The organism is Pandoraea sp. LA3, from assembly GCF_022696215.1.
In the GTDB taxonomy this organism is placed as follows: Bacteria; Pseudomonadota; Gammaproteobacteria; order Burkholderiales; family Burkholderiaceae; genus Pandoraea; species Pandoraea capi.
The window spans coordinates 25687-41464 of sequence record NZ_PTPY01000037.1 but is presented as its reverse complement, the minus strand read 5'-3'; the positions used below and the strand labels follow the sequence as shown (position 1 = coordinate 41464).

13 protein-coding genes are annotated in these 15778 nt (G+C 62.4%); 4 read left to right on the top strand and 9 right to left on the bottom strand.

Annotated elements, in window-relative coordinates; all coding sequences use genetic code 11:
* Positions 1-341 precede the first annotated feature (341 nt).
* Together ampD and C5N93_RS22370 are read left to right on the top strand one after the other, a co-directional pair.
* The gene (gene ampD, locus C5N93_RS22375) at positions 342-971 is read left to right on the top strand and encodes a 1,6-anhydro-N-acetylmuramyl-L-alanine amidase AmpD (RefSeq protein ID WP_242560968.1); all 630 of its coding nucleotides are present in this window, start codon (positions 342-344) and stop codon (positions 969-971) included.
* A 402-nt stretch (positions 972-1373) separates the two neighbouring features.
* On the top strand, positions 1374-4325 hold the full coding sequence (locus C5N93_RS22370; protein ID WP_242560967.1) for a ribonucleoside-diphosphate reductase subunit alpha: 2952 nt from the start codon (positions 1374-1376) through the stop codon (positions 4323-4325).
* A gap of 154 nt (positions 4326-4479) precedes the next feature.
* On the opposite strand, the gene C5N93_RS22365 is transcribed toward C5N93_RS22370, so the two are convergent.
* Positions 4480-5478 (bottom strand): hypothetical protein, encoded by a 999-nt coding sequence (locus tag C5N93_RS22365; protein WP_242560966.1) that lies wholly within the window; start codon positions 5476-5478, stop codon positions 4480-4482.
* A gap of 567 nt (positions 5479-6045) precedes the next feature.
* On the opposite strand from C5N93_RS22365, the gene C5N93_RS22360 reads away from it, so the two are divergent.
* Positions 6046-7188, top strand: a complete 1143-nt coding sequence (locus C5N93_RS22360) for a ribonucleotide-diphosphate reductase subunit beta (RefSeq protein WP_069340969.1) — start codon at positions 6046-6048, stop codon at positions 7186-7188.
* Between the two features lie 717 nt (positions 7189-7905).
* Positions 7906-8562 (top strand): histone H1-like DNA-binding protein, encoded by a 657-nt coding sequence (locus C5N93_RS22355; protein ID WP_069340970.1) that lies wholly within the window; start codon positions 7906-7908, stop codon positions 8560-8562.
* A 294-nt stretch (positions 8563-8856) separates the two neighbouring features.
* Here the strand turns inward: C5N93_RS22355 and C5N93_RS22350 are convergent, their stop codons facing one another.
* The 8 genes from C5N93_RS22350 to aroQ all read right to left on the bottom strand — a co-directional run bounded on the left by C5N93_RS22350 (position 8857) and on the right by aroQ (position 15671).
* A complete protein-coding gene (locus tag C5N93_RS22350; protein WP_242560965.1) occupies positions 8857-9336 on the bottom strand; it encodes a hypothetical protein in 480 nt (159 codons plus the stop codon).
* A gap of 19 nt (positions 9337-9355) precedes the next feature.
* A complete protein-coding gene (locus C5N93_RS22345) occupies positions 9356-10291 on the bottom strand; it encodes a carbohydrate kinase family protein (protein ID WP_242560964.1) in 936 nt (311 codons plus the stop codon).
* 259 nt (positions 10292-10550) lie between these two features.
* Positions 10551-11051 carry a thiol peroxidase gene (gene tpx, locus C5N93_RS22340; RefSeq protein WP_069340973.1) on the bottom strand — a complete coding sequence of 167 codons (501 nt, stop codon included), beginning with the start codon at positions 11049-11051 and terminating at the stop codon, positions 10551-10553.
* A 32-nt stretch (positions 11052-11083) separates the two neighbouring features.
* Positions 11084-12247 (bottom strand): DUF3426 domain-containing protein, encoded by a 1164-nt coding sequence (locus C5N93_RS22335; protein WP_242560963.1) that lies wholly within the window; start codon positions 12245-12247, stop codon positions 11084-11086.
* Between the two features lie 65 nt (positions 12248-12312).
* Positions 12313-13206 (bottom strand): 50S ribosomal protein L11 methyltransferase, encoded by an 894-nt coding sequence (gene prmA, locus C5N93_RS22330; protein ID WP_150719924.1) that lies wholly within the window; start codon positions 13204-13206, stop codon positions 12313-12315.
* A 28-nt stretch (positions 13207-13234) separates the two neighbouring features.
* Entirely contained in the window at positions 13235-14596 is a 1362-nt protein-coding gene (gene accC / locus C5N93_RS22325; protein WP_069340976.1) for an acetyl-CoA carboxylase biotin carboxylase subunit, read from the bottom strand.
* Between the two features lie 97 nt (positions 14597-14693).
* Complete coding sequence (gene accB, locus C5N93_RS22320; protein WP_069340977.1) at positions 14694-15152, bottom strand: acetyl-CoA carboxylase biotin carboxyl carrier protein; 459 nt, start codon at positions 15150-15152, stop codon at positions 14694-14696.
* 72 nt (positions 15153-15224) lie between these two features.
* Positions 15225-15671, bottom strand: a complete 447-nt coding sequence (gene aroQ / locus C5N93_RS22315) for a type II 3-dehydroquinate dehydratase (protein WP_069340978.1) — start codon at positions 15669-15671, stop codon at positions 15225-15227.
* Positions 15672-15778 lie beyond the last annotated feature (107 nt).

Below are 15778 nucleotides of genomic sequence, written 5' to 3'. Positions count from 1 at the left end.
CCACGGAAGCCTCTCGGCCCAGTCGTGCGAGAGGCTTCTTCTTTGGGAATTTACCTTTTATTTTTCGACTTGTTTCGGACGATGCCCCACGTGACACTGATTGCTCGCCACGTTGGCGTGTGCATCGCAAGCCGGGCCGACGACCGGCGACGTCACGCCAAGTGGGCTACAATGCCACCCCTCGCTCTACGGGAGTTCGCTGTGCCCGTCATGCTCCAGTCATCTGCGTCCCCTAACGTTGCGCTCCGGTCGCCTGCGCTGCCCGTTCTGTCGGTCTTGTCGGGACAGGTCGTGTGCATCGATGCGTTCGACGTGTGCGTCGCGCCGGTGCGGGGTGACGCATGAACGCGCCGGACAAACTGCCGGCCCTCACGCTCGACGCCGAAGGCTGGATTCGGGAAGCGGAGCGTCTGCCGTCGCCGAACTTCGACGTGCGTCCGCACGACATGCCGATCGGATTGCTCGTGGTGCACAACATCTCGTTGCCACCGGGTCAGTTTGGCGGCGACGAGATCCCTGCGTTCTTTCAGAATCGGCTCGATCACGATGCGCATCCGTTCTTCGACGAGATTCGCGGTGTGCACGTCTCCTCGCATTTTCTGGTGCGACGCGATGGTGCATTGCAACAGTTCGTATCGTGCGATGCGAGAGCATGGCACGCGGGCGCATCGTCGTTCGAAGGCCGTACGCGCTGCAACGATTTCTCAATCGGCGTTGAACTGGAAGGCACTGACGACCTGCCGTTCACCGCGGCGCAGTATGTGACGCTGGCGGCGCTCACGCGTGTCTTGCGTGAGCATTATCCGATTCAAGCGGTGGCCGGACATGCCGATATAGCACCTGGCCGGAAGACGGACCCGGGGCCCCATTTCGAGTGGCAGCGACTGCGCCGGATGGCCGGACTGGCATCCGAAGCGTTGCCGTTTCAGATGTCCGCTGCCGGTGACGCGGGCGGTGACTCGCAGGGTTGAGCGGGGCACGGAAGGGGGACGCTGAGGGGGACGATTAACCCTCACCCCGTGACAGGTTTTGCTTGACACGGGCATGGCGCGGGCCTCCCGGGGAATGAAATTTTTGAGTTTGCGGAGTGCGTCATCTCCACTATACTTAGTGCCAATTCGGCCACCAACCACTACATGTAGTGGTTGTGAGCAACCATCTAACCGTACCTCCTTTCGGTATTTTCGGGAGGCGGTACAGCAGCAAAGCCGTGCAGCGGACACCTCGAACCCTTGGCCGTCCGTCGGTCGTGCGGTGTTCAGCACTTCGCTCCATCGGCGCCCCCAGGGCGTACTTTTTACCGACTGAATTCTTAGTGATTGGCTGGTGGAAGTGCGCTAACAGCACCATTTCATTGGAACGGGAGTTTTTACATGCAGACTAACGAAAACCTCACCCGCCCGAACCCGACGCCCGCCGCGAATGCCGGCAATGGCACGGGTGCGTCGGCGCCCCAGACGACGGGCGCATTCGAACCGGCGACCAACGCCGACTTCAAAGTGATTCGACGCAACGGCACGGTGGTGGGTTTCGAGCCGTCGAAGATCGCGATCGCCGTCACCAAGGCGTTCCTTGCCGTGAACGGCGGACAAGGTGCGGCTTCGGCACGCGTACGCGAGCTCGTGGAACAGTTGACGGAGAACGTCGTGCGCGCACTGGTGCGCAGCCGCCCGAACGGCGGTACGTTCCACATCGAAGACATTCAGGATCAGGTCGAACTCGCGCTCATGCGTGAAGGCGAGCACAACGTCGCCCGCGCTTATGTGCTGTATCGCGAAAAGCGTTCGCAAGAGCGCGCCAGCGCCGTCGAGACCACGCAAGAAGCTGCAACGCCTGACACCCCGGTGCTGCATGTCACCGACAACGGTGTGACCCGTCCGATCGACATGGCTGCCCTGCGCGGCGTGGTGAAGGCGGCGTGCGAAAACCTCGGTAGCGAAGTCTCCGCCGAGCCGATTCTCGCCGAGACCATCAAGAACCTGTACGACGGCGTGCCGCTGTCGCAGGTCTACGATTCGGCGATTCTCGCCTCGCGTACGCTCATCGAGAAGGAACCGGCTTACAGCCAGGTCACCGCCCGTATCCTGATGCACACGATCCGTCGTGAAATCCTCGGCGAAGAAGTGCCGCAGGGCGACATGGCCGCGCGTTACATCGAGTACTTCCCGCGCTTCATCAAGCAGGGTGTGGACGCCGAACTGCTCGACGAACAACTGCTCTCGTACGACCTGGGCAAGCTGGCGGCGGCGCTCGACGCCAACCGCGACCTGCAATTCAACTACCTCGGCCTGCAAACGCTGTACGACCGCTACTTCCTGCATATCGATAGCCATCGCATCGAAATGCCGCAGGCGTTCTACATGCGCGTGGCCATGGGCCTGGCGCTGAACGAAGTCGAGCGCGAAGCGCGTGCGATCGAGTTCTACCAGATCCTGTCGAGCTTCGACTTCATGAGCTCCACGCCGACGCTGTTCAACTCGGGCACGCGTCGCTCGCAGCTCTCGTCGTGCTATCTGACGACCGTCTCGGACGATCTGGAAGGCATTTACGAAGCGCTCAAGGAAAACGCACTGCTCTCGAAGTTCGCCGGCGGTCTGGGCAACGACTGGACGCAGGTTCGCGCACTCGGCTCCCATATCAAGGGTACGAACGGCAAGAGCCAGGGCGTGGTGCCGTTCCTCAAGGTGGTCAACGACACGGCCGTGGCCGTGAACCAGGGCGGCAAGCGCAAGGGCGCGGTCTGCGCCTACCTGGAAACGTGGCACCTGGATATCGAAGAATTCCTGGAACTGCGCAAGAACACGGGTGACGATCGTCGCCGTACGCACGACATGAACACGGCGAACTGGATTCCCGATCTGTTCATGAAGCGCGTGATGGAAGGCGGCGAGTGGACGCTGTTCTCACCGTCGACCTGCCCGGATCTGCACGACAAGTTCGGCAAGGCTTTCGAACAGGCTTACACGGCTTACGAAGAGAAGGCCGCGCGCGGCGAGATCAAGCTGTTCAAGAAGGTGCCGGCCCAAGCGCTGTGGCGCAAGATGCTGGGCATGCTGTTCGAAACCGGCCATCCGTGGATTACGTTCAAGGACCCGTGCAACATCCGCTCGCCGCAGCAACACGTGGGCGTGGTGCACTCGTCGAACCTGTGCACGGAAATCACGCTCAACACGAGCGAGACGGAAATCGCCGTGTGTAACCTCGGCTCGGTGAACCTCGTGGCTCACCTGAAGCAGACGGCGAACGGCTACGAGCTGGATCACGAGAAGCTGCAACGCACCGTTCGTGTGGCGATGCGCATGCTCGACAACGTCATCGACATCAACTACTACGCGGTGGCGAAGGCACGTAACTCCAACCTGCATCACCGTCCGGTGGGCATGGGCATCATGGGCTTCCAGGACTGCCTGCACCTGCTGCGTACGCCGTATGCGTCGAACGCCGCCGTCGAGTTCGCCGACCGTTCGATGGAAGCGGTTTGCTACTACGCTTACTGGGCATCGACCGAGCTGGCCAAGGAACGCGGTCAGTACTCGTCGTACAAGGGCTCGCTGTGGGATCGCGGCATCCTGCCGCAGGACTCGCTCAAGCTGCTGGCCGAAGAGCGCGGTGGTTACGTCGACGTCGACCTGTCGAGCACGCTCGACTGGGACAGCCTGCGCAAGCACATCGCTTCGCACGGCATGCGCAACTCGAACTGCGTGGCGATCGCCCCGACCGCGACCATCTCGAACATCATCGGTGTCTCGGCCTGTATCGAGCCGACGTTCCAGAACCTGTACGTGAAGTCGAATCTGTCGGGCGAGTTCACGGTGGTCAACGAGTATCTGGTGCGTGACCTGAAGGCGCGCGGTCTGTGGGACGAAGTGATGGTCGCCGACCTGAAGTACTTCGACGGCTCGCTCGCTCGTATCGATCGCGTACCGGCCGATCTGCGCGAGATCTACGCCACGGCGTTCGAAGTCGAGCCGAAGTGGCTGGTCGAGGCAGCATCGCGTCGTCAGAAGTGGATCGATCAGGCGCAGTCGCTCAACATCTATATGGCTGGCGCATCGGGCAAGAAGCTCGACGAGACGTACAAGCTGGCCTGGACGCGCGCACTGAAGACCACGTACTACCTCCGTACGATGGCCGCAACGCACGTCGAGAAGTCGACGGTGAGCCACGGCGCGCTGAACGCGGTGCCGAGCTCGGGCGGTGTGTCGGGTGGCTTCTCGGCCGAGCCGACCTCGCCGCTGGCCCAGCCGATGCCGGAAGCCGAGGGCGCGGTCTGCACGATGCGTCCGGGCGACCCGGGCTTCGAAGAGTGCGAGGCTTGCCAGTAAGCAGGTCGTGAGGCGATGCCGCAGGTGTCACGCGGCGCCGCTCCATAGGGAAAACCCCGTCGGTCCGAGAGGACGACGGGGTTTTTCTTTGGCTTGAGAGAATCAGAAGAGCCGGAAGCGGCGGACGATGTTGACGATGTGGACGGCGGCGCGCTCAGCCCAGATCGATGCGCATCGACAGGTCGAGCGTTTGACCGTGCGCGAGCACAACGTGATCGCTGTCGAACTCGCCGACTCGGTGTGTCGACGGCTCAAGACAGAGGTAGGGGCGTCCGGCGGGGGAGTGCAGCACGAGCCAGGTCGCATCGTCGCTGCGTACTGTGGCAGAGCGCAGTCCGCCCGCGTAATCGATGCGGGCGTCGAAGCGTCCCGACTCGGAGGGGACTTCGGCGAACCAGGTCGAACGTCCGCCGGTGTCGAGGCCGCCGCCGACCGACACCACTTCCATCGGCCCGACGTGAACACGTTGTTCGCTCGGCCAGCGTATGTCTTCCGAGGGCGAGCGCCAGAGCGCCTCGGATTCGAACGTCAGCCGCGCGCCCGCCGGCCAGCGGAAGTACGGATGCAGGCCCAGTCCCGCCGGCATCTCCTGCGTCGAGAGGTTGGTGAGCGAGAGCTGCATGTCGAGGCCGTGCTCGTCGAGCGTTACCGACAGGTAGGCCTGATAGTGCCAGGGCCACTCCGGCTGGGACGGGCAGTCGAGTTGGAGCACGCAGCAATGCGAGCTTTCGTCGACCACTTCCCATTCGCGACGCAGCCCCCATCCGTGCAGGGAACTCGATGCGACGGGCGCGTCGCGAACGGTGAGGGTGCGCTCGCGCCAGTGCAGCGTGTCGTCGCGCAACATATTGGTATACGGCAGCATTGGGAACGCGCCTGCCTTCGGCCATTCGTCGGAGGAGAATGGCTCGTTGCCGAGTGGCACGAGGTAGTCGAACAGATCGCCGCGCGTGTCGCGACGTGCGAGTCGGGACAGGCGTGCGCCGCAGCCGGGCTGTACCTCGGCGATGAGGGCGCCTCGCGCGAGGCGGATCGGTTTGCCGGGTGTCAGTACGGATGGGGTGGCGGGGCCTGATGAGGCTGATGGGGCTGAGGGTGTCGGTCCCGGTCGGCCGGCCGGTGCCTGTGCGCCATCGGCGTCTGAGGGTGTCATCGTCGATATCTCCTTCATTGGCGTCGGTGGATGGCGTTCGCCGGAGTCTGTCGCTCCGCTCTGGCGCCGTGACGCTTGCCGCACAGGATACGCCATTGTGGGTGCGCGTCATTTTGATGCACTGCAAACGCTGTCGTGCGGCCTCGTTTCGTGGCAAGATGCCGGTCCCGCAAGGCTGGACGTACGCTGCGCCTCGTATGCTCGGAAACACTAGGTATTGTGGTGGCTGTAAATCTCGACACAATATATGGTGTCGATGGGCTGGAACGAGTGACAGTATTGTGCTAAATTGGAGTCATTCGATCGACGTCGGGAGGTCATGATGTTGCAAGACAAAGATTGCAGCTTCCGAATCGGCGTCGTCGTTCAAATCAGCGCGAAAGCGACTCTGCGTTACCCCCAAAATCAAGCGTTACCCTCAGCGGATTTTTCGTCGTCATCGTTAGATTGACGGCTGCACTATCGGCAATTTTTTCGTCGGCCTTCGTACGCGAACGGCTGATCTGTCACTTCGGCGATGTGCGCCCCAGGGCGTGAATCGCATCAACCTGAACGGACCGAGACCCTATGCTTAACTGGGAAGAAGACACCTCTACCGCCAAGTCTGCCGCGCCTGTTGCGCCGGCCGCACCGGCTTCGAACATTCTGGGCACGCAGGACGACACGCCGCACACCATCGCCTCGCAGTCGACGCGCCGCGTGAGCGCCTCGGACAAGCGCGTGATCAACGGCACGACGGACGTGAACCAGCTGGTGCCGTTCAAGTACAAGTGGGCGTGGGAAAAATATCTGGCCGGTTGCGCGAACCACTGGATGCCGCAGGAAATCAACATGTCGCGCGACATCGCCCTGTGGAAGGACCCGAACGGTCTGACCGAAGACGAGCGCCGTATCATCAAGCGCAACCTCGGCTTCTTCGTGACGGCCGACTCGCTCGCCGCGAACAACATCGTGCTGGGCACCTACCGCCACATCACCGCGCCGGAGTGCCGTCAGTTCCTGTTGCGTCAGGCGTTTGAAGAAGCGATCCACACGCACGCTTATCAGTACATCGTCGAGAGCCTGGGGCTGGACGAAGCCGAGATCTTCAACGCGTATCACGAAGTGGCGTCGATCCGCGACAAGGACGAATTCCTGCTGCCGTTCATCGAAGTGGTCGCCGATCCGTCGTTCAAGACGGGAACGCAGGAAGCTGACCAGAAGCTGCTGCGTTCGCTGATCGTGTTCGCCTGCATCATGGAAGGTCTGTTCTTCTACGTCGGCTTCACGCAGATCCTGGCGCTGGGTCGTCAGAACAAGATGACCGGTGCTGCGGAGCAGTATCAATACATCCTGCGTGACGAGTCGATGCACTGCAACTTCGGCATCGACCTGATCAACCAGGTGAAGCTGGAAAACCCTAACCTGTGGACGCCGGAGTTCCGCGAAGAGATTCGCGAACTGTTCCAGAAGGCGGTCGAGCTTGAGTATCGCTACGCTGAAGATACGATGCCGCGCGGCGTGCTCGGTCTGAACGCGGGCATGTTCAAGAGCTATCTGCGCTTCATCGCGAATCGTCGCTGCGCACAAATCGGTCTCGAAGCGCTCTACCCGAACGAAGAGAATCCGTTCCCGTGGATGAGCGAGATGATCGACCTGAAGAAGGAACGCAACTTCTTCGAAACGCGAGTGATCGAGTACCAGACCGGTGGTGCACTGAGCTGGGACTAAGCGTTGAGTGAAAAATGGATGCTCCGCGCAAAGCGAGCATCCATGCGGGTTTCGAGAGGGTGATGTGAGCGTGCGTTGCACGCGTGACTGACGCGAAGAGAAGTCGAAGAAGCGGCGCAGATCACACGCATCATCCTCACTCGCACGATGAAGTTCTCGCTTCGCAAACGCATCGCACGCATCGACATGCGAGTGTGATGTGCATCAAATACAACAGATTGACTTCTTCGTTACGATTGATGTGCGCTTTTTTACGCACAAAGTATTAACATCGCATCACAAAAGAATTATTATTCGCTCAAATAAATTGCAGTCTCGATGAACACACGAAAGCACTCACTGCTTTCCTCCCGCGACAGAGAGCTGGTAGTTACGGAGCGTAAAAACCTTGGTGCATAGCAAGCAGTATCGCTTATCCGCTATCGCAATCTCCTCCATCCCGATGACGGGACAGGCAAGCTACCCCCCGAAGAATCTGGCGAACTCCCTTTCTCAAGACAATCGAATTGCTGGCGGCAATGTCGCCGGCAATTTTTTTGCGCGCGTGACCACACACGGTCAGCGTCATGCGCGCAGCGCCGAATTCATTAGCGTAAGCCGTCGAAGTCCGATGCGTACGCCGATGAATAGCCCGCTCGCCGGCGGTTCTCGCACGGTGGTCGGGTTTCCTTCTCAGGTAGTTTCGTTTGAGTGATCTCTCACGTTAAGGAGTTTGTCATGGCTACGATCAAGAAAGCTGTTGCCAAGAAGCCGGCGGCCAAGAAGGCCGTTGCTAAGAAGCCGGTTGCCAAGAAGGCCGCTGCTGCCAAGAAGCCGGTAGCGAAGAAGGCTGTTGCCGCCAAGAAGCCGGTAGCGAAGAAGGCTGTTGCCGCGAAGAAGCCGGCAGCGAAGAAGGTCGCCGCCAAGAAGCCGGCAGCCAAGAAAGTTGCAGTGAAGAAGGTTGCTGCCAAGAAGCCGGTCGCCAAGAAGGCAGCGGTGAAGAAGGTTGCCGCCAAGAAGCCGGTCGCCAAGAAAGCCGCAGTGAAGAAGGTTGCCGCCAAGAAGCCGGCCGCGAAGAAGGCAGCAGTTAAGAAGGTTGCTGCCAAGAAGCCGGCCGCGAAGAAGGCTGCTGCCAAGAAGCCTGCTGCGAAGAAGGCCGCTGCCAAGAAGCCTGCTGCGAAGAAGGCTGCTGCTGCGAAGAAGCCCGCTGCCAAGAAGGCTGCTGCGAAGCCTGCCGCTGCGAAGAAGCCTGCTGCCAAGAAGCCGGCAGTGAAGAAGGTTGCTGCCAAGCCTGCTGCTGCTCCCGCAGCCGCACCGGCCGCAGCACCCGCAGCACCGAAGACGGCGTTGAACCCGGCAGCGGCATGGCCGTTCCCGACCGGCAGCCGTCCGTAATCCGAGTGCCGATGCAGGAACCAAGGCACTTAGGTGTCTTTTGATCGAGTAGGCCTACTCGATCCGAAACCCGCTGTGATGAGCGATCGTCACGGCGGGTTTTTTCATGGTGCAAAAGAAAACGGGCGACCGTGAAGTCGCCCGCCGGGGTGATGCTTGCGTTTGAAGCGGTGTCGTCGGTCTGTCGCGACTACCCCTTCTCCGGCATGTCTGCCGGGGGTGCTTCAGGACACCGTAACGTTTCGATGTGTTTTCGATGTGTTCCCGGTGTCCGAGGCGAAACGCGTGGTGAACTCAGTGCGTCACACGCGTCACGCCGCCGCTCGAGAGCAGGCGCACGCGCTGTCCCGGCTGGAATGCCTCGTCGGCATCCTGCGTGATGGCGCGCAGCTCGCCGTTGTCGAGGCGAACGGTGATCTCCAGGCCAGCCTTCTTGCTCACCCGGCTTTCGATCGCCTGTCCGGCAACGGCGCCGAGCAGACCGCCGACGATACCCGTCGCGATCGAACCGCGACCGCCACCGATGGCGCTGCCGCCGATCGCACCCAGTGCGCCGCCGCCGGCGATACCCAGAATGCCCGGGTCGCCATTGCTGCTATCGATCGTGACCGGACGCACCGATTCGACCGTGCCCATGCGCACAACTTGCTCGCGTTGTGCCTGGCGGCTGCTGTAGACGCTTGCCGAGTCGCTCGGACCGAACGCCGTACAGGCGGACAGAGAGAGCGACGCCGCAGCGGTGAGAATAATGAGCGGTGTGGTAAGTCGTGCCATCGTTGTGCCTTTCCTTAAATCATTCGAAGCGCTGGCCGAACGCTTCTTCATATTGCGCTTCGATCTCCGGGCGCGTCGGTGCATAAGTCTGCGGACCCTGCTCGGCAATCTTGAGCGAACCCATCAGACTGGCCAGGCGGCCGGTGGTCGGCCAGTCGAGGCCCCTTTCGATACCGTACAGCAAACCCCCACGGAATGCGTCGCCGCAACCGGTGGGGTCGACGACACGCTTGGCGGTCACGGCAGGAATGTCGTGTTGCTTGCCGCCGGCGAAGATCTGGGCCCCGTGCTCTCCGCGCGTGACGACAAGTGCCTCGACACGCGACTGGAGGTCTTCCATCGACAATCCGGTCTTCGTGCAGAGGAGCTTGGCTTCGTAGTCGTTGACCGCAAGATACGTTGCAAGTTCCACCATGCGACGCAGTGCCTCGGGCGTCAGCAGCGGCAGACCCTGACCCGGATCGAACACGAACGGCACGCCAGCGGCGGCGAATCCTTCGGCGTGCGTGAGCATCGCGTCGGGGGCGTCCGGCGCGACGATGCCGAGCGTGGCGCCCTTGGCGTCGCCCACGCGGTTGCGCGACGAGAACATCATCGCGCCCGGGTGGAAGGCGGTGATCTGGTTGTTGTCCAGATCGGTGGTGATCATCGCGTTGGCCGTCATGCTGTCCGTGACCGTGCGCACGAATTCCGTCGTCATACCGAGCGACTGGAAGCGCTCGAGGTAAGCCGCGCCATCTTCACCCACCGTGGCCATGACGACCGGCGAGCCACCCAGCAGATGCAGGCTGTAGCCGATGTTGCCCGCGCAGCCGCCAAAGTTACGGCGCATGGTCGGCACGAGAAAGCTGACGTTCAGGATGTGCACCTGATCAGGCAGGATGTGCTCGCCGAAGCGGCCTTCGAACGTCATGATGTTGTCGTAGGCCAGCGAGCCGCAGATCACGGTAGTCACGGGAATGTCCTTGCGAAAAGTAAGCGGGGGAGAGCCAACGGAAGACGGCTGACGAGGACGTGCCGTCGTCATGCCGCAGGCCGCCGGACAAAAAACAGGCCGGTGCATCGTCTGCATCGGCGCGGGAATTACGCGTTACACAAAGCGCACAAATCGCTCAGGAAGTGCGCGCATCGTACGGGGTACAGCCATCGCTGCGATCCGGGGTGGCACGTATGCGCGGTCCCGAATCGCGGCGACGAATTACGTCATCGCGAGATCACGAGAGTGCGGCGAGCGCAGCGTCGTAATTCGGTTCGTTCTTGATCTCCGGTACCAGTTCGGCATGCACGACGCGGTTGTCGGCGTCGAGCACCACGACGGCGCGAGCCGTCACGCCTGCCAGCGGGCCGGTCTTGATTTCCACGCCGTAGTTGTTGAGGAACTCACGACCGCGCATGGTCGAGAGCGTCACCACGTTGTTCAGGCCTTCGGTGGCGCAGAAGCGGCTCATGGCGAACGGCAGGTCGGCCGAGATGACGAGCACGACGGTGTTGTCGAGCTTGCCGGCGGCTTCGTTGAACTTGCGCGTGGACGTGGCGCAGGTCGGCGTGTCGAGGCTCGGCACGATGTTGAGGACTTTGCGCTTGCCAGCGAAGTCGTCGAGCGTGACGTCTGCGAGCTTGGCGTTGACCAGCTTCAGTGCCGGTGCGGTCTGACCCTTCTGCGGGAACTGACCGCCGACTTCGATGGGGTTGCCCCCGAGCGTGACTTGGGACATCTATATCTCCTAGGTTGAGTGCAACAGCGCTATCAGGGATAGAACGCGAGCACCCGGTAATTACTGGCTAGCGCTGCCTGCGCCGACAATCGTAACCGAATCGTGCGTTCGTTGCGTGGCGTCAGCCCCGCTTCGCGCACGGCCGGCTCGACGACGTATTCGTTCGCTGAAAAAACGCGACGTACGACCGGTTTGCCATCGAGATCCGAGAGCGTGAGTTCGAGCGACGGCCAGGCCAGCGCATGGGCGGCCTGATTGCGCATGAAGACGGTGAGCGTCATGGGCACGGTGTCGGCAGGCGCTGCCGTGACGCCGCTGGCGGGGGCATCGGCAGCGGTGTCCGCAGCGGATGTCGATGCGTTGGCGGCGGTGTCGTCGGTGACGAGCGTCACGCTGGATATCTGAATCTGGTCGGGCTGACGCGGCAGACCGATCGTCACGTGCATCGGACGTCCGACCGCGGCGAACACGTCACGCAATGCCGGCATGCGGTCGACGAGCGCCGCACGCTCGATCCACGCCCATTGTCCGAGTACGGCGATGACGGCCAACGTCATCAATACGCGCCAGATGACGCGTGCCGCACCGGGGCGCTTCGGCGTCGCGGCGAGGGGGGATGCAGACGTCGCCTGCGCACGCGATGGCGACGCCGTGGGTGCGCTCAGCACGGTGGGATCGTCGTCGTCCATATAGCGCCCCGGGCCATGCTGCATCCGCGCGCGGCTTTCGTCCGGCGAGCCGAGCAGGGCGGCGATGGCCTTGGGGGCGAGCATCTCGGGGACCGGTCTGTCGCCACTGGGGGCGGCAGCGCTATCGCTGGACGACGCATGGACGGCGGCTGGCGATGCGGAGAATCCTGTCGTTGCGGGAGCGATGCCGGAGGTCGCGCCGACACCGGGCGTCGTAGTCAGACCGGGCGGGATGGTGGCGGTGGCAGAAGCGGTTGCCGAGGCGGTAGCGGATGCGATGCTCGCATCGGCTGCGCTGTCAGCTTGCCCGACGCTCGACGCGGAACCGGTCGGCGTTTCGTTGTCTTCCGCGGGGGGATCGCACAGATAGGCGCGTCCGTCGAACACTTCCCGGCAGTGGCCGCAGCGCACGAGGCCGTCGCGCAGCTTGAGCTGGTCCGCGACGACGCGAAAGACCGTATGGCAGTGAGGGCAGCGAGTGGCGAGAACGCGTGAGGACTGGGTCATGTGGCCTGGAAGACTCTGTGGACTCGGCGCCTCATGCGACACGCAGTGGTGACAATCGGCGCAAATTAACCGGTCGCCTGCCCGTGCAGGCAGACCCAGCCGTCGTGAGCGCGCCAGACCGACATCTTCATATAGGGCGCGTAAGCCGCGATCACCTCGTCAGCCTGTCGTTCCAGCACGCCAGACAGCGCGAGCCGTCCGCCCGGCGCAACGCGCGACGTCAACATCGACGCGAGCAGCTTGAGCGGATTCGACAGGATGTTGGCGACCACGATATCAAACTGACCGTCGCGCAGATCGTCGGGCAACCCGTACTCGACCGGCGCGTGATTGCGTTCGCTGTTGTAACGGGCGGATTCGACGGCCTGCGGGTCGATATCGATACCGATGACCGGGTCGGCGCCGCACTTGCGCGCAAGAATCGCCAGAATGCCCGATCCGCAGCCGTAGTCGAGCAGTGAGCCGCCCGGTTGCACGTGCTGCTCCAGCCACTCCATGCAAAGACGCGTGGTCGGATGGCTGCCGGTACCGAACGCCAGACCCGGATCGAGTTCGAGGATGAGGGCGTCGGCGTCGGGCGCGTCGTGCCACGACGGCACGACCCAGATGCGCTGGCCGATCTGCATCGGCTCGAACTGCGATTGCGTGAGACGCACCCAGTCCTGCTCCTCCACGTCACGCAACGTGAAGGCGGGCGACTCGGCGAGTCCCAGTTCGTTGACCGCCGCCGCGAGCAGCACGGCGGCGTCCTGATCTTCCCCGACCAGCGCCACCACGCGCGAGCGTTGCCACGCGGTGTCCGGCGGGGTGAGACCCGGCTCGCCGAACATCGGTTGCTCGTCGGGCGTGTCGGCGTCCGCATCTTCGACGGAGACCGACAGCACGCCCAGATCGAGCAGGGCGTCTGACAGGGCCTCGGCCTGGGCGCGGGCAACTTCTACGACGAGTTCGCGATACATAGCGAGTGATTCCTGCTGATTGACTGACTTAATTGCCACCGACGGCAGACTTCTGCGCCAGCTTGTGTTCCAGATAGTGAATGCTCGTGCCGCCTTCGACAAACTTGGCGTCGAGCATCAATTCGCGGTGAAGCGGAATGTTCGTCTGGATACCTTCGACCACGATTTCCGACAGCGCCACACGCATGCGGCGGATCGCCTGTTCACGCGTTGCGCCGTAAGCGATCAGCTTGCCGATCATCGAGTCGTAGTTGGGCGGCACGAAGTAGCCGTTGTAAGCGTGCGTGTCGACGCGAATGCCAGGGCCACCCGGCATATGCCAGGCGGTGATGCGACCCGGCGACGGCGTGAACTTGAACGGATCTTCGGCGTTGATACGGCACTCGATGGCGTGACCCTGGAACTGGATGTCGCGCTGACGGTAGGCGAGCTTCTCGCCGGCCGCGATGCGGATCTGCTCCTGCACAATATCGACGCCCGTGATCATTTCCGTGACCGGATGCTCGACCTGCACGCGCGTGTTCATTTCGATGAAGTAGAACTCGCCGTTCTCGAACAGGAATTCGAACGTGCCGGCGCCGAGGTAGCCCATCTTCTTGCAGGCGTCGGCGCAGCGATCGCCGATGCGCTCGATCAGACGACGCGGAATCAGCGGTGCGGTCGCTTCTTCGATCACCTTCTGGTGACGACGCTGCATCGAGCAGTCGCGCTCACCCAGCCAGATGGCTTGCTTGTGCTTGTCGGCGAGCACCTGGATTTCGATATGGCGCGGGTTCTCGAGGAACTTCTCCATATAGACTTCCGGGTTGCCGAAGGCGCGGCCGGCTTCTTCACGGGTCATGTTGACCGCGTTCACGAGCGCCGCTTCCGTATGCACCACGCGCATACCGCGACCACCGCCGCCACCTGCGGCCTTGATGATCACCGGATAGCCGACCTGACGTGCAATTCGCACGATTTCCTTCGGATCTTCGGGCAACGCGCCTTCCGAACCCGGCACGCACGGCACGCCGGTCTTGATCATGGTCTGCTTGGCCGACACCTTGTCGCCCATCAGACGAATGGTTTCGGGGCGCGGGCCGATGAACGTGAAGCCCGATTGCTCGACGCGCTCGGCGAAGTCGGCATTCTCGGAGAGGAAACCGTAACCCGGGTGGATGGCCTGGGCGTCGGTGACTTCCGCCGCGCTGATCAGCGCGGGCATGTTCAGATAGGAGAGCGGCGACGGGGCCGGTCCGATACATACCGCTTCGTCGGCGAGCTTGACGTACTTCGCTTCCTTGTCGGCTTCGGAATAGACCACGACGGTCTTGATGCCCATCTCGCGGCACGCGCGCTGGATGCGCAGAGCGATTTCGCCGCGGTTGGCGATGAGGATTTTTTCAAACATTATGTGCAGTCCTGCCCGTAAGGGGAGAGGAGCGGGGCCGGACACCCGGTGCCGCAGCGGCCCAGGGCCGCGCGAGCGAGGCGTCCGACAACCGGCATTAGCCGATCACGAACAGCGGTTGACCGTATTCCACGGCCTGACCGTTCTCGACGAGGATTTCCTTGATCACGCCGGCCTTATCCGACTCGATCTCGTTGAGCAGCTTCATCGCTTCGATGATGCACAGCGTCTGGCCTTCCTTGACGGAGTCGCCGACTTGCGCGAACGGATCGGCGCCCGGCGACGGGGCACGGTAGAACGTACCGACCATCGGCGACGTCACGATATGGCCTTGCGGTACTGCCGGCGCTGCCGGTGCAGCAGCGGCGGCCGTGGCGGCGGGAGCTTGCGCAGCGACTTGCGGCATGGCCGGCATGGCCATCTGCATCGGGGCGGCGATCACTTGCGGCGGCGCCTTGACGATGCGGACCTTGCCTTCGCCTTCGGTGACTTCGAGTTCGGAAATACCCGATTCGGCCACGAGGTCGATCAACGTCTTGAGTTTGCGCAAATCCATGAAGGAAGCTCCTTGATTCTGTATCGACGCGGGCGCAACGTCCCGCGAGAGGAAATGGGGTGTGGAAGAGGACTACCCGCCGGCGAGTCGCCGCAGGGCAAAATCGAGTGCATAGGTATACCCGCGCCAGCCCAGGCCGCAGATCACACCTTGCGCGATATCGGAAAAGTACGAGTGATGCCGGAAGGCTTCGCGCGCATGGACGTTCGAGAGGTGAACCTCGACGAACGGGATGCCTACCCCGGCCAACGCGTCGCGAATGGCCACGCTGGTATGGGTGTAAGCCGCCGGGTTGATGACGATGAAGTCGATCGACTCACCGCGTGCCGCCTGAATCCGGTCAACCAATGCACCTTCGTGATTGCTTTGAAATGTCGCCACCTCGGCACCCGCCGTCTGCGCCTGCGCTGTCAGCGCGGCATCGATGTCGGCCAGCGTCGTGCGACCGTACACCTCCGGCTCGCGAGTACCGAGCAGGTTCAGGTTAGGGCCGTGGAGCACGAGAATGCGGTGAGGCATCGGCGAATCAAATTTCACGAAATTGGGCGCAATTAAACGCCAGTTGGTGGATTTTGTCCAGTGGGGCGAAAATGGGACCCCGCCAGTCACGTCCGGCGGGGCTTCCC